The sequence below is a fragment of the Chryseobacterium sp. 14P4.3.2 genome (assembly GCF_057799275.1).
In genome coordinates, this window is record NZ_JBYOKO010000006.1 from 72,619 (window position 1) to 95,697 (window position 23,079).

The window sequence follows — 23,079 nt, forward strand, 5'->3', positions numbered from 1 at the left end:
TTTTAAATATAAATTTTAAACAAATGTCAAGAATTCTTACCGGCATTCAAGCCACCGGAACACCCCATCTTGGAAATTTGCTTGGGGCAATTATTCCTGCTATCGAACTATCCAAGCAGGAAGGAAATGAATCATTTTTATTTATTGCGAATCTTCATACGCTTACCCAGATTAAAGATGCGCAAACTTTAAGACAGAATACCTACGAGATTGCTGCGGCTTGGCTTGCTTGTGGATTAGATACCGAAAAAACATTTTTCTACAGACAAAGTGATATCGCTGAAACCTGTGAACTTTCTTGGCATTTATCATGTTTTTTTCCATATCAAAGATTAACGTTGGCTCATTCATTTAAGGATAAAGCGGACCGTCTTCAGGATGTAAATGCTGGTTTGTTTACCTACCCTATTCTGATGGCTGCAGATATTTTATTGTACGACGCGGAGATTGTTCCTGTAGGAAAAGATCAGCTTCAGCATTTGGAGTTTGCAAGAGATGTTGCATCAAGATTTAACAATCAGATGGGTGAAATCCTTGTACTTCCACAATCTGAACTTCAGGAAGACACCAAATATGTCCCAGGAACAGACGGGCAGAAAATGTCTAAATCAAGAGGAAATATCATCAATATTTTCTTACCCGAAAAGGAGCTTAAAAAGCAAGTAATGAGTATTGAATCGGATTCTAAGTCTTTAGAAGAACCTAAGGACCCTGAAACGGATAAGACATTCAATATTTATGAACTTATAGCGACACCGGAACAGACAGAAGAACTGAGATCGAAATATCTTGCCGGAAACTTCGGATACGGCCATGCTAAAAAAGAATTACTGGATCTTATTTTGGTACGTTTTGCTAAAGAAAGAGAAACATTCTCTTATTATATGAACAATCTTGATGAGCTGGAAGCAAAATTGCAGGAAGGTGCTGAAAAAACCAGACCTGTTGCCCTTTCAACACTTAAAAGAGTAAGAACAAGCTTAGGATTTTAATTCTGAGTTTTAAATATAAGAACCGGCTGCCTTCAATTGAAAGCAGCCGGTTTTTTTTCTGCTAATGTTTTTATTTATAGTGACATCAGGCTTTATTTTTTGTAAGAATAAAGTAGTGCATTTTATCTTCAAACTCATAGATAATATCCCAGCCTGGATATTGTTTTATAATTGTTTTAATGATAGACAGCCCTAATCCTGTCGAAGTATGATCCGATCCCTGTTTATAGAACCGGTTAAATATCTTAGACTTATCCAGGGGAACAGATGCTCCGCTATTTTGGAATGTTATTCTGTCATTTTCAATGATAATATTTAAAGTACCTTCTTCATTATTGTATTTAACAGCGTTTTTAAGCAGATTGGAGAGTAGAATATCCGCAAGATCCTGATTGAAATCTGCCACAAATATTCCTTTTTCTATGATGCTGACCTCTACTTTTTTAAATTCTATAAAATCTTCATAGTTCTCAACCAACTTAGAAATCATCCTATTAAAATCAACCCCTGATGTTTTATTAAACTGGCTGTTTTCTATTTTGGAAAGCATTAACAGCGACTTATTAAGCCCAACCATTCTTCTAAGATCATTTTTAACTTCAGTAAGAAAGTTCAGATTTTTTTTATCAGGATTTTCATTCTGGATGAGAAGATCTATTTTATTAATAACAATAGCCAGTGGAGTCTGAAGCTCGTGAGAAGCATTTTCAATAAATTGTTTCTGCTGATAGAAAACAAGTTCATTACGCTCAATCATTTCATTAATTTCCACATTCAGCTCCTCAAACTCCGTGATGGAAAAATTCTGCTTTTCCTGGGAAAACGGAACCCCAAACTGGTATTTTTTAAGCTTATCAAGTATTAAATAGAATGGCCTCATTGCCTTATTAAGCAGGTATCCGTTGACAGCTACAATGCTTATTACTAAAAAAACATAAAGTACGACCAAAGCTGTCGTAAGATCGTAGATCAATTCATCTTCTTCTACTGTAGAAGTTCTTATGACAAGCCTCTGATGCATTTTGAACTGATCGATAAAGTCTGCCTCCAACACCCTGTAGGGTTGATCTTTATCATCATACTCCATATAATACATCTTATTATAGAGCCTGCTCTTATTTTTATAATCTCCTTCTCTAATAGAATTAATTTTAAATTCATTAAATCCAAAATCATTATTCTTCAGCAGCTGAGGATTAAGGTAAACCGCTTTAATGATCTGTATCTTCCTGTTTCGTAAACCATCATCCACATTATCATGCACTTCATCCAGGATATAGGCATAAAACAATCCTGCCCACACTGCAATAATCAGCAGCAGAATCATGATCAGGTATTTTATGGTGTAGTATTTTAATGAAACTTTCATCAGACAAATTTATATCCTATTCCATATACAGCCTGGAAATCAGCTTCTGCATTGAGGGTTTTCAATTTTTTACGAAGGTTTTTAATCTGTGAATAGATAAAATCAAGACTGTCTGCCTGATCGATATAATCACCCCAGATTGCTTCCGCCAATGTTGTTTTCTGTAAAGTCTTTTCCGGATGAATCACAAAGTAATACAAAAGATCATATTCTTTTCGGTTCAGCACTAATTCTTTATTTCCCACCATCACTATTCTGCTCTCCGGATCGATGCTTATGTTTTTGTAAGTAATGATATTTTCTCCGTCCTGATGATTTCTTCTGATTACCGATTTTACTCTCGCCAAAAGCTCAGCAAGGTGAAAAGGTTTTGCCAGATAATCATCAGCGCCTATTTCCAGTCCGGTTACTTTATCGTCCACCGAATCTTTCGCGGAGAGAATGATCACAGGATCTTTTTTATGCATCTTTTTGATCTCTCTCAGGAGGTCGATACCATTTCCGTCAGGCAACATAATATCCAGAAGAATACAATCATATTCATAAGAGATAATTTTTTCTAAGCCTGAGCTGTAATCAAGAGCATATTCTACTATAAAATGCTCTGCTTCCAGAAACTTCTGTACAGTATCCTTTAATTGCGGCTCATCTTCTACTATTAAAATCTTCATACCTCTTTATTTTGGTGCTTTGCTACATGATTGAAATTATATCAAATATATGAAATTATAGAAAGGGAAAAAGAAAGAGGAAGATCAGAAGTTACAGTATATGACTGGCAGCCTCTTTTATTTCATGTAAAAAACACATTCAATTTTGCTTCCTTTCAATTCCAGACCTCAATGACTTTCCTCTTTCTCAATCTTTTTTAATTCATTTTTACAAAACGGCCATCAGCATCGAAAATAAGGCAGATCCCGTTCAATAAATGAATTTTATAGGCATTATATTTTTTTTCAATAGATTTAACTACACTGCACGGATGGTGCTTTGTCATAAAAGACACAATACTTTTCCTAATCTTAGCGGAAGAAACTTTTCTTCCGTTGCTTCTTATTAAATTCCAGTTGACCATAATATTAAAATTTTGTGTTAATGTGTAATGATGAATTAGTCGTCAATTTTTTTAAAGTTTCCGTTTCTGTCAAACTCAAGCTCCAGCCCGTTGGACAGTTCGGCTTTGTAAGACCATCTCTTCTTCTCTATCTTGATGATATAAGTATTTGGGAAGTTTCGGGTACTGTAGTTCCTGATGGAGGCCGGAATAAAACTATAAGGTAGCTTCTGATGTTTACCATCAACTTCTTTCCAGTTACCCTGACTGTCAAATTCTATTTTCATTCCATTTCTCAGGTAGACTTTATATTCATCTACTCCATAGATCGCTCTGTCTTCAATAGCTGAACTTACAGGTACGCCTTTAAAATGAGTAGTAAGAAACGTTTTGGATGTTTTAGGTAGCTGATTCGCAGAGATCACTCTGTCTTGTCCGAAGATCAAGCCGCCAATACATAAAAACATGACAATAAGTATTCCAGTGATTTTCTTTGCATTTTTCATAACATTAAGTTTTTCTGTTATTATTATGAAGCAAAGGTCAGAATCAATTTAGGAAAGAATTAGGAAAAATTTTATTAGTAAAAAAAAGTGGATAAGAACCACAGGAAAAATAGTAAATACAATTAAACCATTAAGATAAATTAAGGTTTTAAGAAAAGCAAGACTGATTATGTTTGAAATTACTTTACCATAGGCTGGCAATAACACTTAATCTTAACTCCCTTAAAAGCTTCAATAACCTTAATGGTTTAAATAATTTTTATTTTCAGACTTTACAGTCCGGAATGTTATAAGTATTCTTTGATCTGTTGAAGATGGGTAATTGCTTTTATCCCTTCTTTTTGTTTGTCTTCTTTATAAACATCAAAGAAGATGGCATCCATTCCGAAAGCTGTTGCTCCCATTGCATCCGCTATCCAGTCGTCCCCAATCAGGATGCTCTCTTCTTTTTTCGCTTCAGAAAGCCCCAGAGAGTATTCAAAAATTTTAGGATTGGGTTTTCTTACTCCTATCGCATCTGCACTGGTAATGGTTTTAAAGTAAGGAGCAATTCCGGATAGAGTACATTTTCTCTCCGTAACTTCCTGAAATCCGTTAGAAATAATATGAAGCGTATAATTTTTGGCTTTTAAATATTCAAGAACATCTTCTGCTCCTTCCACCAATTCATTATAAGCCACAATATTATCCAGAAAGTTTTCTTCAAAATAAAGAGACAGTTCTTTGTTATCCACTCCAAAATGTTTGAAGGAATCATAGAAACGGTGTTCTCTTAAATATTCTTTACCGATAATACCATCCCTAATCTTTTCCCAGAGATCTTCATTGATGTCATGGTACACAGAATGAAACTCTTCAAAGTCAATATTATACTTCGAAGTGATTTCCTGTTTTTCGAAAAGGTCCTTAATGGTAAGATAGGCATTTCTGCGGTGATCCCAAAGTGTATTATCGAGATCAAAATAAACGTGCTGCATTTTCATACAGCACAAAGTTAATCATTTTAATTTTTTAAAATAGGATAATTTTTGCTCTTGCTTTTCACAATTTCAATACTTTTAGAAAAATTGAGCAAAAAATCAATGGTTTGTTTCTTAGGTTTCAAAGTTTTCACTTTTAAGGAATCATTTTTTTTCATAGGCGGGTATGTTTTCCTTAAAACGTGAAATTTTACGAAATATTATCTATCTGGTTAATATTATGTTATTTTCTTCCATGATTTTTCTCAGGTTAATCAAAGCATATCGCACTCTACCCAGTGTGGTATTAATACTCATATCTGTATGATCAGCAATCTCTTTGAAGCTTAGACCGTCAAAAAACCTCAGTTTAATCACCTCTTGTTGATTTGCCGGTAAAAATTGCAGCATTCTCAAAAGGTCTTCCTGAATCTGATTGGTGACAAGCTGATCTTCAATATTTTCTGAAGGCTCTCTGATTAAATCAAAGATAGAATATTCATCCGTTTCAAAAGTAGTTTGTGAAACTTTGATATTTTTCGCTTTTGATCTGAAATAGTCGATGATTAGGTTGTAGGAAATTCTTTTCGCCCAAAGAATAAATTTACCTTCCTCGTTATAGCGTCCTTCTTTGAGCATGACAATAATCTTCATGAATGTATCCTGAAAAATATCGTTGGCTAAATCTTCATCATTAATTTTGTAAAAAATGAATGTAAACAGCTCTCTCTGGTGTCGGTGAATAAGGGTTGATAAGGCCCCTTCGTCTCCTTTTTGGTAAAGGGAAATTAGTAAACTATCCGATTTTGATTTCATAACTCTTCTCAATATAACATTTGTAGACAGTCATTCCTCCAGATATTCTATCTGGTCTTTGCTGTATAAACAAAACAGTTGTAGAGTAGAGTCTCTTCTATAGGCGGTACAATTATTATGATGTAAATATAATAATTTTTTAATAACTGTTAACCTATTATTAAATTTTCACAATAAAAATTTAAAAAAAATCATTTAAACATGTCATGAATGAACACAGTAGGGATATTTAATGTAAAATTAATATTCAGTCCTTTCATTTCTTTCCCATTCAATCGGGTATCTCCTATCGGAAAAGCATACCCTCCTGTAAGGTCCAGCATTCCAAATAGAGTCACCCCAATTTTCGGGGCAATATATTTATTGGTTCCTTCTGCCCCAGCTATAAAATAATAGGAATGATAGAAATCTACGTTTCTTTGAAAATTAAGCAGAACATCTGCCTGTAATTTTGGCATTATTGCAAATTTTGAGTCCGTAGCTCCCATCAGAGCGGATGCTCCGAGTCTGTAAATCACATCGTCATTTTTAAGAAAGAGCAGTTTACCCCCTACTTCCCCAAAATTCTGATTCTGATAGGTATACCCCACTGTAATCATTTTATGCATTGTATACTGGGCTTTTGCCACTGTAGACAGGACAAATACGAAAAGGATTGTAACTGCTGTTCTAAAATTCATCATCTTTCAAATTATTAAGGTGTAAAATTAAAAAAAACTGCCTTATCCAAAGATAAAGCAGTCTATTTATTATTAAAAGAAAAAATTAAATTCCAAAAGCAGCTTTAATTTCCTCTACTTTGTCTAATTTCTCCCAAGTAAAGAATTCAAGACCTTTCAGTGTCAATTCTTTTTTATGCCCTTTATTGAAGGTTTTATCAGCTACATAATGCTCTTTACCCATATGTCCGTAAGAAGCTGTTTCCTGATAAATAGGATTTCTCAATTTTAAGTTCTGCTCTATAGCATAAGGTCTCAAATCAAAGATTGCAGACACTTTTTTCGCGATTTCACCATCGTGAAGGTCTACTTTTGCAGTTCCATAAGTATTGATGTATAACCCACAAGGTTCAGCAACACCAATTGCGTAAGAAACCTGTACCAATACTTCATCAGCAACTCCGGCAGCCACTAAGTTTTTAGCAATGTGTCTTGTAGCATATGCAGCACTTCTGTCTACTTTTGAAGGGTCTTTTCCTGAGAAAGCACCTCCACCGTGAGCCCCTTTGCCACCATAAGTATCTACGATGATTTTTCTACCTGTAAGACCGGTATCTCCGTGAGGACCTCCGATTACGAATTTACCTGTAGGATTAATGTGATACTTGATCTGATCATTGAATAAAGCTTTGATCTCTTCAGTCTGCAGAGCAACAACTCTAGGAACCAGAATGTTTTTGATATCCTCGCGGATTTTATTCAACATCTCTTCTTCTGCTCCAAAATCATCGTGCTGAGTAGAAACTACGATAGAATCTATTCTGATTGGTTTGTGATCATCAGAATATTCAATAGTCACCTGGCTTTTTGCATCTGGACGAAGGTAAGTGATCTCTTTATTTTCTCTTCTGATTGCAGAAAGTTCTTTAAGGATTGTATGCGCAAGATCTAAAGCAAGCGGCATATAGTTAGCCGTTTCATTGGTAGCATACCCAAACATCATCCCCTGGTCTCCAGCTCCCTGTGCGTTCGCTTTTGCTTCAAAAGACTCATCATTCACAGCTCTGTCAACTCCCTGGTTGATATCAGGAGATTGCTCATGGATTGCAGAGATAACTCCACACGAGTCTCCATTGAACATATATTCTCCTTTGGTATACCCTATTCCATTGATTACTTCTCTGGCAATTGTCTGTACATCAAGATAAGCATCAGATTTTACTTCTCCTGCCAATACAACCTGTCCTGTAGTTACAAGAGTCTCACATGCAACTTTTGAATCTTTATCGTATGCTAAAAAATGGTCGATTAGTGCGTCGGAAATCTGATCGGCAATTTTATCAGGATGTCCTTCTGAAACGGATTCAGATGTAAATAAATAAGACATATTATTATTCTTTGTTTAGATTAAAAATTAATGTCGAAGAAAAATATGAATAACAATTGCCCCAAAAAGAATACTGTTTTAGCATTTTTTTATAGAGGTTGCAATCAGGTCAAATTTCCTCGTAATAAACGTCAGCAAATTTAAGCACTATTTTTGTAATACTCAAAATTTTTGTTTATTAATTATAACTTTATTTAAATTAATGATTTATATCACTTTAGAGCCTTTGTACTATTGTGGCTTTATACTCACAAATTCTTTTGGGCTGATGTGATAGTTCAATTTAAGTTCTAAAGAATTTTTGATAGAATGTGACAATTCATCAATAATTTTTTGTTTGAAAGTCGGCTTATAGTAGATGATACTGATCTCTCTGTAAGGGAACGGCTTTTTGAATCTGAAAACATTTTTCTTTTGCTCTTCAGAAAGCTGGCTTAATGCTAGCTCAGGCAGAATACTGATTCCTCCTACTTTATCTACCATATGTACCAACGTCTGAATATTGGACGCAAGGAAATCTAAGTTCTTAGGTTTCAGTGTGTTTTCTTTCAGGTGGCAGATGTTTTCAAACTGATTTCTAAGACAGTTACCTTCTTCAAGCAGCCATACCTTTTCAACATTCAGTTCTTCAGGAATAATGTAGGCATTCTTTTTATTAGCTTCAGTATTGGAGCTGTAAATCATCAGCTCTTCATTGAATAGGAAATCCTGATAAAATTCATTAGCGGTATCATAAGGTGTGGAGATAATGCCCGCGTCCAGTTCCCCGGCTTTTAAAGCTTTAATGATATTATCGGTTGTCATTTCCTTTACATTCATCTGAATCTTTGGATTTTCTTCAAGGAACTTAAAGATTTCCGTAGGCAGGATAAAAGAAGAAACCGTAGGAATGATCCCCAGGTTGAGTGTTCCACCCAAAATATTATTCAAAAGATTGGCTTTGTTTTTCAACTCATTGACAGACTCTATGATAACCTTAGCCTGATCAATGATCTGAAGTCCTACATCTGTAGTACGAATAGGGTGTGTAGTTCTGTCGAAAACTTTCACATCCAGTTCATCCTCAAATTTCTGTATCATGGCACTTAACGTAGGCTGAGTAATAAAGCAAGCCTGAGCTGCTTTACCAAAATGTTTATACTTATCAACAGCGATAAGATACTCCAGTTGCTGAATGTTCATTTGATTAATATTATCTATTACAAAGATATAACGTTTTTGCTATTACCAATTAAAAATTCAAGTAAATTTGATATTCACTACCTTTACACTTGGATTTAGAAAAAGAAAACAATTATACAAATCATCAATGATATGGATTCTAAAAAATTAACGTTAAGTAATGGCGCCCCTTATTTTGAGCATCAGGATTCTCAGACTGTAGGGCCAAGAGGCCCCGTATTACTGCAGGACTTTGTTCTTCAGGAAAATCTTGCACATTTCGTTAGGGAAAGAATTCCTGAAAGAATTGTACATGCCAAAGGAAGCGGAGCTTACGGAACTTTTACCGTAACCCATGACATCAGCAAATACACGAAAGCGAAACTGTTTTCGAAGGTGGGAAATTCATGCAGAATGTTTGCCAGATTTTCTACCGTAGGAGGAGAAAAAGGAAGTGCTGACACCGCAAGAGACCCAAGAGGTTTTGCTTTAAAATTTTATACTGAAGACGGAAACTGGGATCTGGTAGGAAACAATACACCAGTTTTTTTCATTAAAGATGCTAAAAAATTTCCCGATTTTATTCATACCCAGAAAAGAGTTCCAAAAACCAATCTGAAAAGTGCCGCAATGATGTGGGATTTCTGGAGTTTAAATCCTGAATCTCTTCACCAGGTCCTTATACTAATGTCAGACAGAGGAACACCTTATGGCTTCAGGCATATGCATGGCTTTGGCTCTCACACCTTCTCTATGATCAATGACCAGAATGAGAGAGTATGGGTGAAATTCCATTTCAAAACAAAACAGGGAGTTAAAAACTTTACAGATGAAGAAGCTGTAAAAATGGCAGGAGAAAATCCTGACTTTGCACAGGAAGACCTTTGCAACGCTATTGAAAACGGGGATTTCCCGAAATGGACCTTATACATCCAGGTAATGACCGAAGAGCAGGCAAAAGATTTCAGATGGAATCCTTTTGATGTAACAAAAGTGTGGTTTCATGATGATTTCCCATTGATTGAAGTGGGAGAAATGGAGCTTAATGAAGTTCCCGTTAACTATTTTGCACACGTTGAACAATCTACGTTCTCTCCAAGCAGCCTAATTAATGGAATCAGTTTCTCTCCGGACAAAATGCTTCAGGGGAGATTATTCTCTTATCCTGATGCCCACCGATACAGAGTTGGAGTAAATGCTCACCAGCTGGAAGTGAACAGATGCCCGTTTGCGGTTAATAATTATCAGAGAGACGGATATATGGCAGATTCCAGCCAATATCAGGATAAGCCGAATTACCATCCAAACAGTTTTGACGATATCAAAGCAGACTCATCTTATAAAAACTATGAATATGAGTTAGATAGCGTTCACGTAGCCAACTACAACAGAAATGATAATGACGGAGATCATTATACCCAGCCGGGTCTACTTTATTCAAAAGCAATGAATGCTGATGACAGAGAACATTTGATTCACAATATCGTTGGAAGTATGAAAAGCATCACAGGGCCTAAAAAAGATGAGATTATTAATCGTCAGTTATGTCATTTTTTCCGCGCTAACATTGAGCTTGGCATGAAAGTGGCTTCACAACTAAACGTTAATATTGATGCAAATATGATGAATCATTCCAAATAATCATATTGAATGATAAATTAAAAAAAAGGAAAAAAAAATAATATTTTTTCCTTTTTTTTGTAAAAAATTCATAATTTGCAAAGGATGATATTTTAAAGTGGAAAAATGAGTTACGAAAACATATTATTGAATAAAGAAGATAAATTATCTATCATTACCATAAACAGACCTGAAAGTTTAAATGCCTTAAATGCTAAAACAATTCAGGAAATCAGTACTGCATTAGATGAACTTAATTCTGACAACTCCTGTAGAGTAATTATCCTTACAGGAAGTGGAGAAAAATCTTTTGTAGCTGGAGCAGACATCAAGGAATTCAGTGACTTCGGACAGGAGAAAGCTGAAGAACTTGCAAGAAACGGACAAAATACGTTATTTAACAAAATTGAAAATATGTCTAAACCTGTTATTGCTGCCGTAAACGGTTTTGCACTAGGAGGAGGTTTAGAGCTTGCCATGGCATGCCACATCAGATATGCATCAGAGAACGCCAGATTAGGGCTTCCGGAAGTAACTTTGGGATTAATCCCAGGATACGGAGGTACTCAAAGGCTTCCAAAGCTTGTCGGAAAAGGTATTGCCAACGAAATGATCTTCTCTGCCAAAATGATCCTTGCCCAAAAAGCAAAGGAAATCGGATTGGTAAATGAAGTATACCCTATTGAAGAATTATTAACAAAAACGAAAGAATTAGCGAACACTATTGCCTACAATTCACCAATGGCAATATCCAAGGCTATTAATGCCGTAAATCTATCTGACACGGATAAAGGTTTTGAAACTGAAATCAAGTATTTCGGGGAGCTTTTTGAAATGGCAGATAAGAAAGAAGGAGTGACTGCTTTCCTCGAGAAAAGAAAGCCCAACTTCTAATCTTTCAAGAAGACTTTAATCCAAATTATTTCGAAAAATCAATGCTGCGGTATGAATAAGTTTGACAAAGCTTATCTAAAAATGGCCCAGGAATGGGCAAAACTCTCCTACTGTAAGAGAAAACAGGTAGGAGCTCTTATCGTAAAAGATAGGATGATTATTTCAGATGGTTACAACGGAACTCCTTCGGGATTCGAAAACTGTTGTGAAGATGGAGAGGGAAAGACGCACTGGTATGTACTGCATGCAGAAGCCAACGCTATATTAAAGCTGGCTGCTTCTACACAATCTGCAAAAGGCGCAACGTTATATCTGACGCTGTCGCCATGCAAGGAATGCAGTAAGCTAATCCTGCAGGCAGGTATTGCAAGGCTGGTGTATATCAATGAGTATTCGGACGATGATGGGATATCGTTCCTGAGAAACCATAATATTGAAATAGAACAAATATCGGACTGTGAACTAAAAAATTAAGCACAAATGACTTGGGATGAAAAGATCAAAGATTTTGAAATATTTCTTCGTTTCGAAAGGAATTTTTCAGAAAACACGCTCGACGCTTATGTTCGAGACATTAAGAAATTAAAAGATTACGTAGAAGAAGATCTGGAGAACGTCGGTCCAGACGCTATCGGCTACGAAAACCTGCAGGAATACATTTTCAATCTTTCTAAACAGAAATTCAGCGAAAGATCACAGGCAAGATGGATATCTTCCATCAAAGCCTTTTTCAAATTTCTGCTTGAAGACGAATATCGTGAAGACAACCCTGCAGCACTACTGGAAGGCCCTAAACTGGGACTTTACTTACCTGATACTCTAAGCCTTCCTGATATCAACAAGATTATTGCTGCCATTGAGGTCAATACAGATCTCGGAAAAAGAAACCAATGTATCATTGAGGTACTTTATGGTTGCGGACTCCGTGTGTCTGAACTGATCGACCTTAAGATATCCAATATCAACTTCAGGGAGCAATACATCAAGGTGAATGGAAAAGGAAACAAAACCCGTTTTGTTCCTTTAGCTGACTATACAGCAGAGCTGCTGGAAAGCTATATCAAGGAGGTACGCTCTAAAGGGAAAATCAATAAAAAATATGAAGACACTCTGTTTTTAAACAGCCGTGGGACATCCATGTCCAGAGTGATTGTATTTCTTATTATTAAAGAACTTACAGATAAAGCGGGGGTTAACAAAAAGATATCTCCCCACACATTCAGACATTCTTTTGCTACGCATTTACTGCAGAATGGAGCGGATCTCCGTTATATTCAGGAAATGCTGGGACATTCCAGCATTACCACTACAGAAATCTATACGCACCTTAAAACAGAAGAATTACGGGATGTTATTTTGAGTTATCACCCGAGAAATATTAATATTGCTCAATAAACAAAAGTTCTATCTGAGCTGTTGAAAATAATGATAACCGGATGAAATTATTGAAATATTGCCCAAACTGCGGCAAAGAGTCTTTACATTGGGATGGCGAAAAAAAATGGAGCTGCCCTGAATGTGGTTTTACATTGTACAATAATGTGGCAGGTGCTGTGGCAGTTGTCATCAGATGTGGTGATGAAATTTATCTTACAAGAAGAAACAGAGACCCTAAAAAGGGAAAACTGGACCTTGCCGGAGGATTTGTTGACCCTAAAGAAAGTGCGGAAGAAACCTGCAAAAGAGAGCTTTTTGAAGAGCTTCAGCTTGATATCAATATTTCAAACCTGAAATACCTTACCAGTCTTCCCAACATCTATCAATATAAAGAAATTGATTATAATACGATTGATCTCTTTTATGAATATAATGTTTCGGAGAAGTTTGAGGTTAATCTTGAACTTTCAGAGATTTCAGAGGCGGTATGGATTCCTTTACAGGAACTTGACCTCGAAAATATTGCTTTTGATTCTCAGAAAAGGTTTTTTGAAAGCTATTTAAAAAAATAATTTTTGTAATACAAACTCCCGCAGATCTGAAGATACTGCGGGAGTTTTTTTATGATCAGAAAAATAGTTTTCCAACAAATTTCACAGATGTCTTATAGAATAGATGTATGTAATTGGTGACACTTGCGGGAAAGTCTGATTTTAATCTTAATACGTTTTAGTCTTCAGCATTTCCTCAAAATATTGAATAAGGAGTGTTCTTTCTGCATCGTTAAGCTTAGCCTCGTCATGATAAACAATATAGCCGGGTAATGGCATTGTCTTATGTTTAAGGGCCTCAACAGACCTGTCGAGTATATTCTCTTTTAATTCCTTATTATAGGTTCCCCAGATGGAAAAGTTAAGATGCTCGCGCCCCTCATTAACATGGCTCTTTACAGACCATGAAACCGGTGCTATAAAGGCATACTTAGGATATACCGTTTCATTGGAATGGCAGTCATAACAAGCATTTTTAAGCAATGTTGCGACCTTTTCCGGAGACTTCCTGGAATCAACAAAATTCACAGAAGCATCAACAGGTTTATTAACTCTGTCAATAGGTACAAACTGGATCAGAGCGAAAGCTACAAAAGTCCAGAATATTATTTTTTTCGCCGTCTTCATAAGCCTATTTCACAGGAGTTAGGATTGCATTAGTGGATTTTATCTCTTTTTTAGCCTGTTGTTTTACTGTCCCCACTTCTTTAGAGTCAGCGGCTGGTACTGCTGGTACTACAGGAGAAACCGTTCCTTTTGGATTCTCAAGTGTTCTTTTATCATTCAGATCCCAATCTTCTCGGGTTTCCCATAATGCTCTTACCAACGCTTTTTTATAGAAAATATAGGCATCTTCAGCAAAAACTTGATTGGTAAAATCTGCTTCGTCCCAATATTTATTCCCGTTATTGTCTACCAATATCCGTACAAAATACTCTTCCGGTTTCAGAAGATCAAATTTCACCTTATCCCCTTTTGTATATTTTTGATGCACTACTTTATCCGAAGAATCCAACAGCTGAATCCAGTAATTAAAGGCAGGAGCATTCGTCAGAGTGAATTCAAGGCTTCCATATTGTTCTACCTTACCAATACCAAAATCAAAACGTTTTGACTGAACATTTTTAGCATAGAAAGAAGATACCGTTTCTTTAGGAACTGTAAGCTGATAGTCTTTCCCACTTATAAAATCTGACTGAATTAAAATCTGATAAGGATTAGTTGCTGAAATTTTAGCATTAAATGGTAAAGTTGTTAAACTATCACCTTTAATATTCAATGTCCATTTTGATGGATCAATTTTATCGACAATATAGTTTGATAAAATTTTAAAATCTGCTTTCGGAGCCAAAGTACTGCCATCATTATCACTAAAGATATCCATAGTATTTTTCTTATTGTACTTGTAAAATAGTGAAACAGTATAGGCACTGTCTTTTTTCGGTCCTTTATCATGACTGAACAAAAGCTTTTCATTCACCGTCTGCCCAACATCACTTTTCACAGCATCAAACCAGATTCTTACAGAGTCTGACTTAGGAGTATGGGTGATTTTTACATCTTTCAGTTTTTCATTCAATGACTGAACTTTCACGTCTTCAGGATGCCCTTCAAACATCATCAGAACTCCACCCGAAACTTCTTTCATTTCTGAATACTTCACAGGCTTTTTAGAAGGATAAACCTTTAAATTCAGCCCTGAAATTGATTTATCGATGTCCAAGGGTTCTTTTTGGAATCCAATTTTTTCTTTTCCGGCATCATAGATAGAATTTCCGTTCTCATCATCAAAGGCAATAATTTTATATTTGCCAGGAGACAGGTAATTCAGTTCGTAATATCCGTCATCGTCAACTTTAGTGATATAATAAGGTTTCTGTTTGTAATTCATTGTATCCTTCAACTGATACAATCCTACAACCAGTTTATTTTCATTGTTTCCGGTTTTCTTTTTGATCTCCATAGCATCTTTTACTTCACCGCTTACATAGAGGTCATCCAGCTTATCACCGGTAGAAAAAGCAAAATTAAAATAACGAAGTATGTTTGCTTCATTATTATCTACGATGGAATTTCCAAAATTAAAATTATAGGTCGTATTGGCCTGAAGAGTATCTGTCCATTGAATAAGAACAAATCTATTCGCAATATTAGATGGAAGAATTCTCTTGATATTTTTAATGGGTGGAGAGATAATCAGGTTCTTACTGATATCCTTCAGGGTTATATATTCATCAAAATCCAGACGGAGCTCGTGAATATCTCTTTTTACATTGATTCTTGTAGTATCAATGTTTGAGCTTAAAAACTTTGGTGCTAAAGTATCCCTTGGTCCACCTACAGGTGATCCCACTCTTGCACAGGAATGTACAAGAAAACAGATAACGAATAATAAAAGAAACCTTTTCATGAAAATGTTTAAGCAAAAGTAAACATTATTCTCCAAAAACTTCCTGTCCGGAATTCAAACTATCTTTATTATCATTCATTACAGTATGGAGTTTATCTTTCTGTAAAGGGAAATTTTCAAATAATCCTGATAATGCGAGTGCTGTATATACTCTGTTTGAATATTTATTTCCAATCGCTACAATAGTTACTTTAGACTTCAGAAGGTGCGCAAAAACAGAGTTTGTCCCATGCCACCATCCATTATGGTAAGTCAGTTTTTCACCATTATCAAATAATTTCATTCTGAATCCAAGTCCATAATTATTCATACCCATCTTTTCGTTACTGTATGGAGTAAATACCATCTGCATCAGCTCAGGCTTCAGGAAATTTTTTGAGAACATCGCTTTCGAAAAATTATATAAATCTCTTGGTGTTGTATATACATTTTTGTCTCCGTAGATCAAATCCAGTCTATCCAGCGGATATAGTTTATTTCTACCATAATAAAAAGACTGTGAAGCCGTTGGAATATCTTTTTCCTGGAAGATATAGGTATTATTCATTTTCAGCGGTGTGAAAATCATCTCTTTCATCGCCTGCGGAAAAGGAGTTTTTGTTACTTTCTCAATCAGTAAAGCCAATAAAGCAAAATTGGTATTGCAATACATAAACCCTGTATCTGTATCTCTTGCAAGATCCGGTTTATATTTAATGATCATATTCAGAACATCCTGATTGGTAACAAACTTTTTTGAAAGTTCTTCCGCTCCGGGCTGTATTTTTGTAATGAAATATTCATATTTTGGAAGTCCGCTTCTCTGATCCAGCAAAGTCTGAACAGTAACGTTGGGATAAGGGAATCCCGGGAAATACTGGCTGAGGTGATCAGACAATTTTATTTTTCCGGCCTCCACCAGCTTCATCATTGCCATTGCCGTTAATGTTTTCGACACAGAAGCGACATGCAAAGGTGTATTTTTATCAATCGGCATTTGATCTCCTTCTCTTCCGAATCCTCTATAATTTTCGTACAGAATTTCATCTCCTTTAGCAACAAGAATTCCTCCGCTAAGATCTCCTGCCTCCCAGATTTTTTTGTAATACTGATCTATATAGTTGATAGTTGCCTGCTTATTTGAAAGCTGGCCATCAGCTTTGGTAAAAACTTTCCCCAGATCTACATTTCCATAATTAGGAAGATTGGTCGTGTTTTCAGCCGAAACTTCTGTAGCTTCAGATTTTTTTTTACAAGAAAATAGGGATAAAAGGGCAGTTAAAATAAGTACTAAATTACGCGTCTTCATGAGATTCAAAAATGACTGGCAATTTAGTAAAACTCAAAAATAAATAGTAAATATAAGAACGACATTATGAATTATTTAACATAAATAGACAAAAAGACAAAATTGAAAAATAAATTCTTCTTTTACAGTTTTGTCCTTTTGTGTTATTACCGCTCATCGTCTAGCAATAAGAGGCTACGATCTTATCTACAATAAACTGAGCCAGTTTTTCTTTGCTCTGATGAGTCCATCCGGCAATATGAGGCGTAACAATTACATTTTCAGATTCAAGCAAATAGCTCAGGTCTTCATTTTCGGTTTCTATATTTTCAAAAGAAGATTTTTCATACTCCAATACATCCAGGCACGCTCCTTTTACCTTCCCTGACTTTATTGCTTCTACTAAAGCTTTCGTTTTTACATTTTTACCTCTTGCTGTATTGACAAAATAAAAGTTATTTTTCATATCAGCAATGAATGTTTCATCAATAAGATAATGGCTTTCTTCTGTTAAAGGAATATGAAGACTTACGATCTCTGCAGACTGTTTCAGTTCTTTTAAGCTGACCTGAGTTGCAAATTCATCAGAAAGATCGGGAAGAAGATCATGGAAGACTACTTTACACCCAAACCCTGAAAGCCTTTTAGCCGTAGCTTTTCCCATATTTCCATAGCCAATAAGACCAACGGTCTTTCCCAGCAGCTCATCCCCCCTGTTTTCTTCACGCTTCCAGATACCATTTTTCACTTCCTGGGAAGCAATAAAAAGTCTGTTCATCAAAATTAACAACATTCCTACCACGTGTTCCGCAACAGAATCTCGGTTTCCTTCTGGAGAATTGATCAACTGAATACCCAGCTTTTCGGCAACAGGGATATCAATATTTTCCATTCCAGCACCTACTCTAGCAATAAACTTCAGATTTTTCCCTTTCTCAAGGAAATTTTTATCCAACGGAATTCTGCTTCTGATAATGATTCCGTCATAATTTTGAATTTTACTGCAAACCTCATCATAGGAAGATGTAAAATCTTCTTCCAAAATAAAATTCTGGGCTAAAAGCTGTTCTGTAATGAGAGGATGGTTTTTATCTAAAAGAAGAATTTTCATTTTGATATAAAATTTAGGAATTAATACATCCGGAAATTGCTGTTCCGGATCGTTAAATATCTTATTGTAACACAGGCTTTGTCGAGACCCGGAAAAGACAAATGCTTTTAAGCTCGCAAAGGTGTCAGCACTCAGCAAAGTTTAAAAGCATTTTCTCTTACAAAATATTTGTTTTATTTTTTATCTTTCTTAGGCTCCTGTGGCTCCTGAAATAATTTCTTCAGCTCTACGGATTCCAATGGTTTCATTCTTCCGGAAAGAATCAGTGAAAGTTCTTTTCTACGGAATGCAGCAGCAAATCTTTCTTTTTCTTCTTCTGTTTCCGGTACCATTTCCGGAATAGGAATAGGACGGTTGAATTCATCTACCGCAACGAAAGTATAGATCCCAGCATTGGTATGAATCTTTTTCTGGTTGATTGGATCATCCAGCCATACATCTACATATACTTCCATGGAAGTAGAAAATGCTCTGGAAACTTTAGATTCCAGTACCACCACTCCACCTTCTGGAATTGGATGGTTGAAGGAAACGTGATTTACAGAAGCTGTTACCACTCTTCTTTCGCAATGTCTTGCAGCAGAAATAGACGCGCAACGGTCCATTTTTGCTAAAAGTTCACCACCGAAAAGATTTCTTAAAGAGTTTGTTTCGTTCGGAAGAACGATATTGGTCATGATAGTCAGAGATTCTGACGCTTTTTTTATTTTTGCCATTTAGTCTTAGTGTTGATTGGAGCAGCCGGAGTAGTTTTCGTTCCTTTTCCGACAGGTTTTACCAGTGAATCTGCCTTCAGTGAATCTGAAACAGGCGCTTCCGGTGTATGCGCCATTATTTTAACAGTATCTTTTACGATTCTATGGGTAGAAGTCTGGACAGAAACTTTATTAAAAGATTTTTTTCCAAAAAGAAGTTCCTGCTGGGTAAATGCAAGGTATAAAATTCCCAAAACAGGAATTAATAATAAGAATACCCAAAGAATTACTTTCTTGAATTTATAATCATTTTCACGGTTTACTGAGGCTGTTACTTTTTCCCCGTTATTGATATCCGAGAATCTGATCTCTTCCAGGCCATAAAAATCCGGACGTCCGGATTCTATTCTTTTTCCTTTGAAATGGGTAACGCCTTCTTCAATAAAAACCGTCCCAAGGTTTTGAATTTCAAGAACCTGTTCTGACTGCAGTTTTTTCTTCCAAAAGTCGGTCTGAATTTTCAGATCACTTCTGGAAGCTTCCAAAGACATCTGTTTTTGGGCAGCAATAAAAGCGGTAAGATCTTCAGTCTGTACTTCATAGTCAATCGTAAATTCAATCTGACTGGCCGGAGGCAGGATGCTTCCGTTTTCGGAATTGATAATTGCTTTAGAATTTTTCAGAGAAAACACCCCAAAGCCTGGAACCGTGGAAGTTCCAAATTGTTTTAAATATTCTAAAATGTATGCTGAAATATTCATTTGGACGCAAATTTATAACTTTTTCATGACTTTTGAAGATATTTAACGGATATAAAAAAAGACTGCCGAGGCAGCCTTTTAATTATTTTACACTAAAAATGAAATACTCTTATTATTTATGCTGTCAAAAGACAAATTTATAAATCCGCTTATTTACATTTTTCAGCCATCTCTATGTTATTGAATTTTCCAGCTGATCCCAAACATAAAATTGGTTCCTGCCTGGGCAAAGTAATAAGCCTGGCTACCATCCACTGCTCCATTATTCACATATTTTCTGTTGAATAGATTGTTTACTAATAATTTCAGTGCAATATCGTTGTTGCCAATTTTAAATTGATACTGAGCATTAAAATCGGTCAGGAAATAATCTTTAAGCTGAAAGTTTTTATCTTCTGTATTATCCAGATACTGTTTATCAACATACTGGTTCATCAGGGCAAACTGGAAATTTTTGGTTGGGTTGAATCTCACTCCCAGATTAGCAATCACGTTGGGAGAGAATGAAATCTGTGTATTTCCCAAACTCTGAGGTACAGTTCCGTTTTGGATATTAAAGTCCTGATTTCTGTTCTGACTTAACGTCAGATTCCCGGTAACTTCCCATTTTTTTGATAGTTTTGCTAATGCACCAATTTCAATTCCTCTTCTGTAGCTCTTTCCTGAGTTTGTTCTGATGAATGCCCCAACGTTGCTAAGGTTACCATTTAAAACCAACTGATTTACATAATACATATAGTAAAGATTGGCCGTTACAGATACAACTCCAAACTGTTTTTCCAAACCGGCTTCAAAATCGTGAAGTTTCTCCGGCTTAACGTCATTATTGGCCATGATATCTTCTCTGTTCGGCTCACGGTGGGCGTGTGCATAGGATAAGAACACTTTACCACCATCAATTCTGTAATTCACACCCGCTTTCGGATTAAAAAACAGCCAGTTTTTATCCAGGTTAGCACCCTCTTTATCACCAGCCATCAGGATTTTGGTATTATAAGTGATATTTCTAAGCTGCAAATCTCCGAAAAACTCAAAGTTATTCACTCTAAATAACGCTTTTGCAAAACCTGAAACTTCATTTTTCACTGAGCGGTTTCTGTAATATTCGCTTTCTTCAATTTGTGGATAGAACACGCCGCTAACGTTTCCGAAATGCCTGCCGTAATACTGATTGGCTACTGCCCCAACGTTGATGTCAAGGTTTTCAAATTTCCCGTAAAGCGTTGAAACGACACCGTAGAAGTCATTATTCAGCCATTTTTTTCTGATAAAATCTGACGATTTAATGGTTTGTCCGTTTTCAATAATATTGGGAAGATTATATCTTGAAAAAGCATTATCCTGCTTATAATTTTCATAATATCCTTTTCCTTTGGTGTAGTGAAAAGTGGTCTCCAGATTCCATCGGTCATTGAATTTCTGTTCCCATAATAACTGATAGTGGTTCTGTCTGTAATTATCGGTTTCGTTATCATAAAAGCCAACAATATTTTCCCAGTTGGCATCATAAATCACGCCTGAACCATTAAACTTAGGGTCAGTTTCCCATCTTTCTTTGGTTACTCCACCCCACGCCTGATACGTTTTTTCTTTTCCACCAAAAGCCATTAGTCTAAGCTTTGTTTTTCCTTCTTCGAATAAAGCTGTAAAATTGTAAGAATGCAAATCTGAGGATGCTCTATCTATATAGCCATCAGAGTGAATCCTGGTATACCTTCCCATTACTGAAAGACGGTTTTTCCAGAACTTTCCGGAACCTATTTCAGCAGCATATTTGTACGTATTAAAAGAGCCATAGCTGTCATCTGTTTTGAAATAAAATTTTTCTTCGGGATCCTTTGAAATAACATTCACACTTGCTCCAAAAGCAGAAACCCCATTATTGGAAGTTCCAACTCCTCTCTGAATGACAATCTGCGATGCTGAACTCGTTAAATCCGGAACATTCACAAAAAACGTTCCCTGACTTTCCGAATCATTGTAGGGAACCCCATTCATCATAACATTAATAGACGACCCCGAAACTCCACGAATTCTGAACCCCGTATATCCTACTCCGTTTCCAGCGTCAGAAGTCGAAATAATGGAAGTTTGATTTTTCAAAAGAATAGGAAGATCCTGTCCTAGATTTCTACTTTCTAAATCTTTTTGAACATTGATAATTTCCTTAGCAACAGGAAGTCTTTTGGTAAAGCTGACCGCTTCAATTTCTCTGACTTTCAGAGAGTCTTTATTTTGAGCCTGCATAAAGGCTACAGAGCCTACACTAAGCCCTAAAAAAAATAATCCTTTCATTCTATAAATCTTTGACATTTAATGAATAAAAGGGGATCGATAAGATATTATACAGTTCTGGCTCTATATGAGCAGACGTCCCTAAACAGCATTACCTGTTCCAGGTTCATTGGGTATAATCTCAGCCTGTAAAAGCACCCCTTTATTTCAACTGCAAAATTACAAAAAATATATGAGATGCGGAATGAGACGTATCTAACTAAGGAAGTGGCAAGTAGCGAGAATAATTGATAATTGATAATTGATAAGTGATAAGTGATAATTGATAAGTGATTAATCTAATAGGTTTTATTATTTGAATCAATATAATAGTAGTTACTGCCATCTTTTGTCACTTCAAACATCTTTCCCAATTTCCAGCTGAAATTTCTTTTTATATTGGCATATTCAAAAGGAATTACAATCTTATTATTGACATCAATAACTCCAAATCTGTCGTTATTGGAAGCTACAATCATTGGGTTGGCAACATCATCTCCTTCCATAATGTAAAGATACTGATACTGGGGGTAGATCTTAAACTGTCTGTAATCTGCTGCATTGACAAATTTTGATTTTTCTATAATTCCATAAAACCCATTCAGAATATAAGCCTGAAAGAGCTGTTGTTTATATTCTTCAAACTTGCACTTTCCAAGATCAGCATCTTTGAACTGATAAACCCTTTTTCCTGTCTGATCAATACGATAGGAAATCATATTTTTCTCTACTGTCGCATAATTATTACTTCCAAATTTCCGAACTTTCTCGTTGGGAGAGTTCTGAAGATTACAATCTTCATAAAAAAAGACAGCGATATGATACTCCGGCTGAATAATAAACTTCCCGTTTTGATTAACGTATCCAAAATCACTTCCTTTCTTTTTGGGAATCAGAACCGGAAGGTTTTTATTGATAACCACGAGATCAGGATTAGGCTTAGTTGCCTGTATTGCTTTTTTCATCGGGGTTTTGGTTACATTTTTCACTTGTATTTTCTTCCCAGATTTATTCTGTGAGAAAACAAAAACCGAAATAAAAATGCATAAAAAATTCAGGATATTTTTCATATTCATCATATGTTCGCAAAATTACGGCCAAAAATAGAAATTATCAAATTCATATTTATAAAGAATCTAAATAATTTCATTCCCATAAAATAGTAAAATTTCGTAATTTTGGGGAACATTTTGAATTGTTTAATAATTTTAAAACT

Annotated in this window: 24 protein-coding genes; 6 read left to right on the forward strand and 18 right to left on the reverse strand. The window is 35.7% G+C overall.

What is annotated here, in order from left to right; genetic code table 11:
* Positions 1-23: 23 nt before the first annotated feature.
* Complete coding sequence (gene trpS / locus AC27VX_RS10975) at positions 24-992, forward strand: tryptophan--tRNA ligase (RefSeq protein WP_236856401.1); 969 nt, start codon at positions 24-26, stop codon at positions 990-992.
* An 85-nt stretch (positions 993-1,077) separates the two neighbouring features.
* Here the strand turns inward: trpS and AC27VX_RS10980 are convergent, their stop codons facing one another.
* The 10 genes from AC27VX_RS10980 to AC27VX_RS11025 all read right to left on the reverse strand — a co-directional run bounded on the left by AC27VX_RS10980 (position 1,078) and on the right by AC27VX_RS11025 (position 8,924).
* Positions 1,078-2,361, reverse strand: coding sequence for a sensor histidine kinase (locus tag AC27VX_RS10980; RefSeq protein ID WP_488695571.1), 1,284 nt, complete (start codon positions 2,359-2,361; stop codon positions 1,078-1,080).
* Positions 2,361-3,032, reverse strand: coding sequence for a response regulator transcription factor (locus tag AC27VX_RS10985; protein WP_236856403.1), 672 nt, complete (start codon positions 3,030-3,032; stop codon positions 2,361-2,363). The genes AC27VX_RS10980 and AC27VX_RS10985 overlap by 1 nt, the downstream gene beginning before the upstream one ends.
* A gap of 197 nt (positions 3,033-3,229) precedes the next feature.
* Positions 3,230-3,436: a PepSY-like domain-containing protein gene (locus AC27VX_RS10990; RefSeq protein WP_300690317.1), complete on the reverse strand. Its 207-nt coding sequence runs from the start codon at positions 3,434-3,436 to the stop codon at positions 3,230-3,232.
* A gap of 35 nt (positions 3,437-3,471) precedes the next feature.
* Positions 3,472-3,921 carry a PepSY-like domain-containing protein gene (locus AC27VX_RS10995; RefSeq protein WP_300690316.1) on the reverse strand — a complete coding sequence of 150 codons (450 nt, stop codon included), beginning with the start codon at positions 3,919-3,921 and terminating at the stop codon, positions 3,472-3,474.
* A 287-nt stretch (positions 3,922-4,208) separates the two neighbouring features.
* Entirely contained in the window at positions 4,209-4,904 is a 696-nt protein-coding gene (locus AC27VX_RS11000; RefSeq protein WP_488695574.1) for a YjjG family noncanonical pyrimidine nucleotidase, read from the reverse strand.
* Between the two features lie 20 nt (positions 4,905-4,924).
* Positions 4,925-5,059, reverse strand: a complete 135-nt coding sequence (locus tag AC27VX_RS11005) for a hypothetical protein (RefSeq protein ID WP_262912492.1) — start codon at positions 5,057-5,059, stop codon at positions 4,925-4,927.
* A gap of 46 nt (positions 5,060-5,105) precedes the next feature.
* A complete protein-coding gene (locus tag AC27VX_RS11010; RefSeq protein ID WP_236856406.1) occupies positions 5,106-5,696 on the reverse strand; it encodes an RNA polymerase sigma factor in 591 nt (196 codons plus the stop codon).
* Positions 5,697-5,887: 191 nt separating this feature from the next.
* Positions 5,888-6,379 (reverse strand): hypothetical protein, encoded by a 492-nt coding sequence (locus AC27VX_RS11015; RefSeq protein WP_488695577.1) that lies wholly within the window; start codon positions 6,377-6,379, stop codon positions 5,888-5,890.
* A gap of 82 nt (positions 6,380-6,461) precedes the next feature.
* Positions 6,462-7,742, reverse strand: coding sequence for a methionine adenosyltransferase (metK, locus tag AC27VX_RS11020; protein WP_236856408.1), 1,281 nt, complete (start codon positions 7,740-7,742; stop codon positions 6,462-6,464).
* 231 nt (positions 7,743-7,973) lie between these two features.
* Positions 7,974-8,924 carry a LysR substrate-binding domain-containing protein gene (locus AC27VX_RS11025; protein WP_236856409.1) on the reverse strand — a complete coding sequence of 317 codons (951 nt, stop codon included), beginning with the start codon at positions 8,922-8,924 and terminating at the stop codon, positions 7,974-7,976.
* Positions 8,925-9,056: 132 nt separating this feature from the next.
* Between AC27VX_RS11025 and AC27VX_RS11030 the strand changes: the two genes are divergently transcribed.
* The 5 genes from AC27VX_RS11030 (at position 9,057) to AC27VX_RS11050 (ending at position 13,366) form a co-directional block, all read left to right on the forward strand.
* Positions 9,057-10,544: a catalase gene (locus AC27VX_RS11030; RefSeq protein ID WP_488695580.1), complete on the forward strand. Its 1,488-nt coding sequence runs from the start codon at positions 9,057-9,059 to the stop codon at positions 10,542-10,544.
* Between the two features lie 105 nt (positions 10,545-10,649).
* On the forward strand, positions 10,650-11,417 hold the full coding sequence (locus tag AC27VX_RS11035) for an enoyl-CoA hydratase-related protein (RefSeq protein ID WP_300690308.1): 768 nt from the start codon (positions 10,650-10,652) through the stop codon (positions 11,415-11,417).
* 51 nt (positions 11,418-11,468) lie between these two features.
* The gene (locus AC27VX_RS11040; protein ID WP_236856412.1) at positions 11,469-11,891 is read left to right on the forward strand and encodes a deoxycytidylate deaminase; all 423 of its coding nucleotides are present in this window, start codon (positions 11,469-11,471) and stop codon (positions 11,889-11,891) included.
* Positions 11,892-11,897: 6 nt separating this feature from the next.
* Positions 11,898-12,812: a site-specific tyrosine recombinase XerD gene (gene xerD, locus AC27VX_RS11045; protein WP_236856413.1), complete on the forward strand. Its 915-nt coding sequence runs from the start codon at positions 11,898-11,900 to the stop codon at positions 12,810-12,812.
* A 41-nt stretch (positions 12,813-12,853) separates the two neighbouring features.
* Positions 12,854-13,366: an NUDIX hydrolase gene (locus tag AC27VX_RS11050; protein ID WP_488695583.1), complete on the forward strand. Its 513-nt coding sequence runs from the start codon at positions 12,854-12,856 to the stop codon at positions 13,364-13,366.
* 147 nt (positions 13,367-13,513) lie between these two features.
* On the opposite strand, the gene AC27VX_RS11055 is transcribed toward AC27VX_RS11050, so the two are convergent.
* The 8 genes from AC27VX_RS11055 to AC27VX_RS11090 all read right to left on the reverse strand — a co-directional run bounded on the left by AC27VX_RS11055 (position 13,514) and on the right by AC27VX_RS11090 (position 22,828).
* Entirely contained in the window at positions 13,514-13,972 is a 459-nt protein-coding gene (locus tag AC27VX_RS11055; protein WP_236856415.1) for a heme-binding domain-containing protein, read from the reverse strand.
* 4 nt (positions 13,973-13,976) lie between these two features.
* Positions 13,977-15,755: an Ig-like domain-containing domain gene (locus AC27VX_RS11060; RefSeq protein WP_488695585.1), complete on the reverse strand. Its 1,779-nt coding sequence runs from the start codon at positions 15,753-15,755 to the stop codon at positions 13,977-13,979.
* 25 nt (positions 15,756-15,780) lie between these two features.
* Positions 15,781-17,043 (reverse strand): serine hydrolase domain-containing protein, encoded by a 1,263-nt coding sequence (locus AC27VX_RS11065; protein ID WP_236856417.1) that lies wholly within the window; start codon positions 17,041-17,043, stop codon positions 15,781-15,783.
* Between the two features lie 160 nt (positions 17,044-17,203).
* Positions 17,204-18,133 carry a 2-hydroxyacid dehydrogenase gene (locus AC27VX_RS11070; protein ID WP_236856418.1) on the reverse strand — a complete coding sequence of 310 codons (930 nt, stop codon included), beginning with the start codon at positions 18,131-18,133 and terminating at the stop codon, positions 17,204-17,206.
* A gap of 173 nt (positions 18,134-18,306) precedes the next feature.
* Positions 18,307-18,849 (reverse strand): acyl-CoA thioesterase, encoded by a 543-nt coding sequence (locus AC27VX_RS11075; RefSeq protein WP_047492349.1) that lies wholly within the window; start codon positions 18,847-18,849, stop codon positions 18,307-18,309.
* Positions 18,837-19,589: a hypothetical protein gene (locus AC27VX_RS11080; RefSeq protein WP_488695588.1), complete on the reverse strand. Its 753-nt coding sequence runs from the start codon at positions 19,587-19,589 to the stop codon at positions 18,837-18,839. The genes AC27VX_RS11075 and AC27VX_RS11080 overlap by 13 nt, the downstream gene beginning before the upstream one ends.
* A 177-nt stretch (positions 19,590-19,766) precedes the next feature.
* The gene (locus AC27VX_RS11085) at positions 19,767-21,884 is read right to left on the reverse strand and encodes a TonB-dependent receptor (RefSeq protein ID WP_300690296.1); all 2,118 of its coding nucleotides are present in this window, start codon (positions 21,882-21,884) and stop codon (positions 19,767-19,769) included.
* Positions 21,885-22,162: 278 nt separating this feature from the next.
* Positions 22,163-22,828, reverse strand: a complete 666-nt coding sequence (locus tag AC27VX_RS11090) for a WG repeat-containing protein (protein ID WP_488695590.1) — start codon at positions 22,826-22,828, stop codon at positions 22,163-22,165.
* Positions 22,829-23,079: the final 251 nt, after the last annotated feature.

Bases quoted from the DNA above. Each gene is read 5' to 3' on its own strand.
- AC27VX_RS10995 (WP_300690316.1), bottom strand. From the start codon at position 3,921: ATGAAAAATGCAAAGAAAATCACTGGAATACTTATTGTCATGTTTTTA.
- AC27VX_RS11005 (WP_262912492.1), bottom strand. From the start codon at position 5,059: ATGAAAAAAAATGATTCCTTAAAAGTGAAAACTTTGAAACCTAAGAAA.
- AC27VX_RS11050 (WP_488695583.1), top strand. From the start codon at position 12,854: ATGAAATTATTGAAATATTGCCCAAACTGCGGCAAAGAGTCTTTACAT.
- AC27VX_RS11055 (WP_236856415.1), bottom strand. From the start codon at position 13,972: ATGAAGACGGCGAAAAAAATAATATTCTGGACTTTTGTAGCTTTCGCT.
- AC27VX_RS11065 (WP_236856417.1), bottom strand. From the start codon at position 17,043: ATGAAGACGCGTAATTTAGTACTTATTTTAACTGCCCTTTTATCCCTA.
- xerD (WP_236856413.1), top strand. From the start codon at position 11,898: ATGACTTGGGATGAAAAGATCAAAGATTTTGAAATATTTCTTCGTTTC.
- AC27VX_RS11085 (WP_300690296.1), bottom strand. From the start codon at position 21,884: ATGAAAGGATTATTTTTTTTAGGGCTTAGTGTAGGCTCTGTAGCCTTT.
- AC27VX_RS11030 (WP_488695580.1), top strand. From the start codon at position 9,057: ATGGATTCTAAAAAATTAACGTTAAGTAATGGCGCCCCTTATTTTGAG.
- metK (WP_236856408.1), bottom strand. From the start codon at position 7,742: ATGTCTTATTTATTTACATCTGAATCCGTTTCAGAAGGACATCCTGAT.
- AC27VX_RS10990 (WP_300690317.1), bottom strand. From the start codon at position 3,436: ATGGTCAACTGGAATTTAATAAGAAGCAACGGAAGAAAAGTTTCTTCC.
- AC27VX_RS11090 (WP_488695590.1), bottom strand. From the start codon at position 22,828: ATGAAAAAAGCAATACAGGCAACTAAGCCTAATCCTGATCTCGTGGTT.
- AC27VX_RS11035 (WP_300690308.1), top strand. From the start codon at position 10,650: ATGAGTTACGAAAACATATTATTGAATAAAGAAGATAAATTATCTATC.
- AC27VX_RS11040 (WP_236856412.1), top strand. From the start codon at position 11,469: ATGAATAAGTTTGACAAAGCTTATCTAAAAATGGCCCAGGAATGGGCA.
- AC27VX_RS11000 (WP_488695574.1), bottom strand. From the start codon at position 4,904: ATGAAAATGCAGCACGTTTATTTTGATCTCGATAATACACTTTGGGAT.
- AC27VX_RS10980 (WP_488695571.1), bottom strand. From the start codon at position 2,361: ATGAAAGTTTCATTAAAATACTACACCATAAAATACCTGATCATGATT.
- AC27VX_RS11015 (WP_488695577.1), bottom strand. From the start codon at position 6,379: ATGATGAATTTTAGAACAGCAGTTACAATCCTTTTCGTATTTGTCCTG.
- AC27VX_RS10985 (WP_236856403.1), bottom strand. From the start codon at position 3,032: ATGAAGATTTTAATAGTAGAAGATGAGCCGCAATTAAAGGATACTGTA.
- trpS (WP_236856401.1), top strand. From the start codon at position 24: ATGTCAAGAATTCTTACCGGCATTCAAGCCACCGGAACACCCCATCTT.
- AC27VX_RS11010 (WP_236856406.1), bottom strand. From the start codon at position 5,696: ATGAAATCAAAATCGGATAGTTTACTAATTTCCCTTTACCAAAAAGGA.
- AC27VX_RS11025 (WP_236856409.1), bottom strand. From the start codon at position 8,924: ATGAACATTCAGCAACTGGAGTATCTTATCGCTGTTGATAAGTATAAA.
- AC27VX_RS11070 (WP_236856418.1), bottom strand. From the start codon at position 18,133: ATGAAAATTCTTCTTTTAGATAAAAACCATCCTCTCATTACAGAACAG.
- AC27VX_RS11075 (WP_047492349.1), bottom strand. From the start codon at position 18,849: ATGGCAAAAATAAAAAAAGCGTCAGAATCTCTGACTATCATGACCAAT.
- AC27VX_RS11060 (WP_488695585.1), bottom strand. From the start codon at position 15,755: ATGAAAAGGTTTCTTTTATTATTCGTTATCTGTTTTCTTGTACATTCC.
- AC27VX_RS11080 (WP_488695588.1), bottom strand. From the start codon at position 19,589: ATGAATATTTCAGCATACATTTTAGAATATTTAAAACAATTTGGAACT.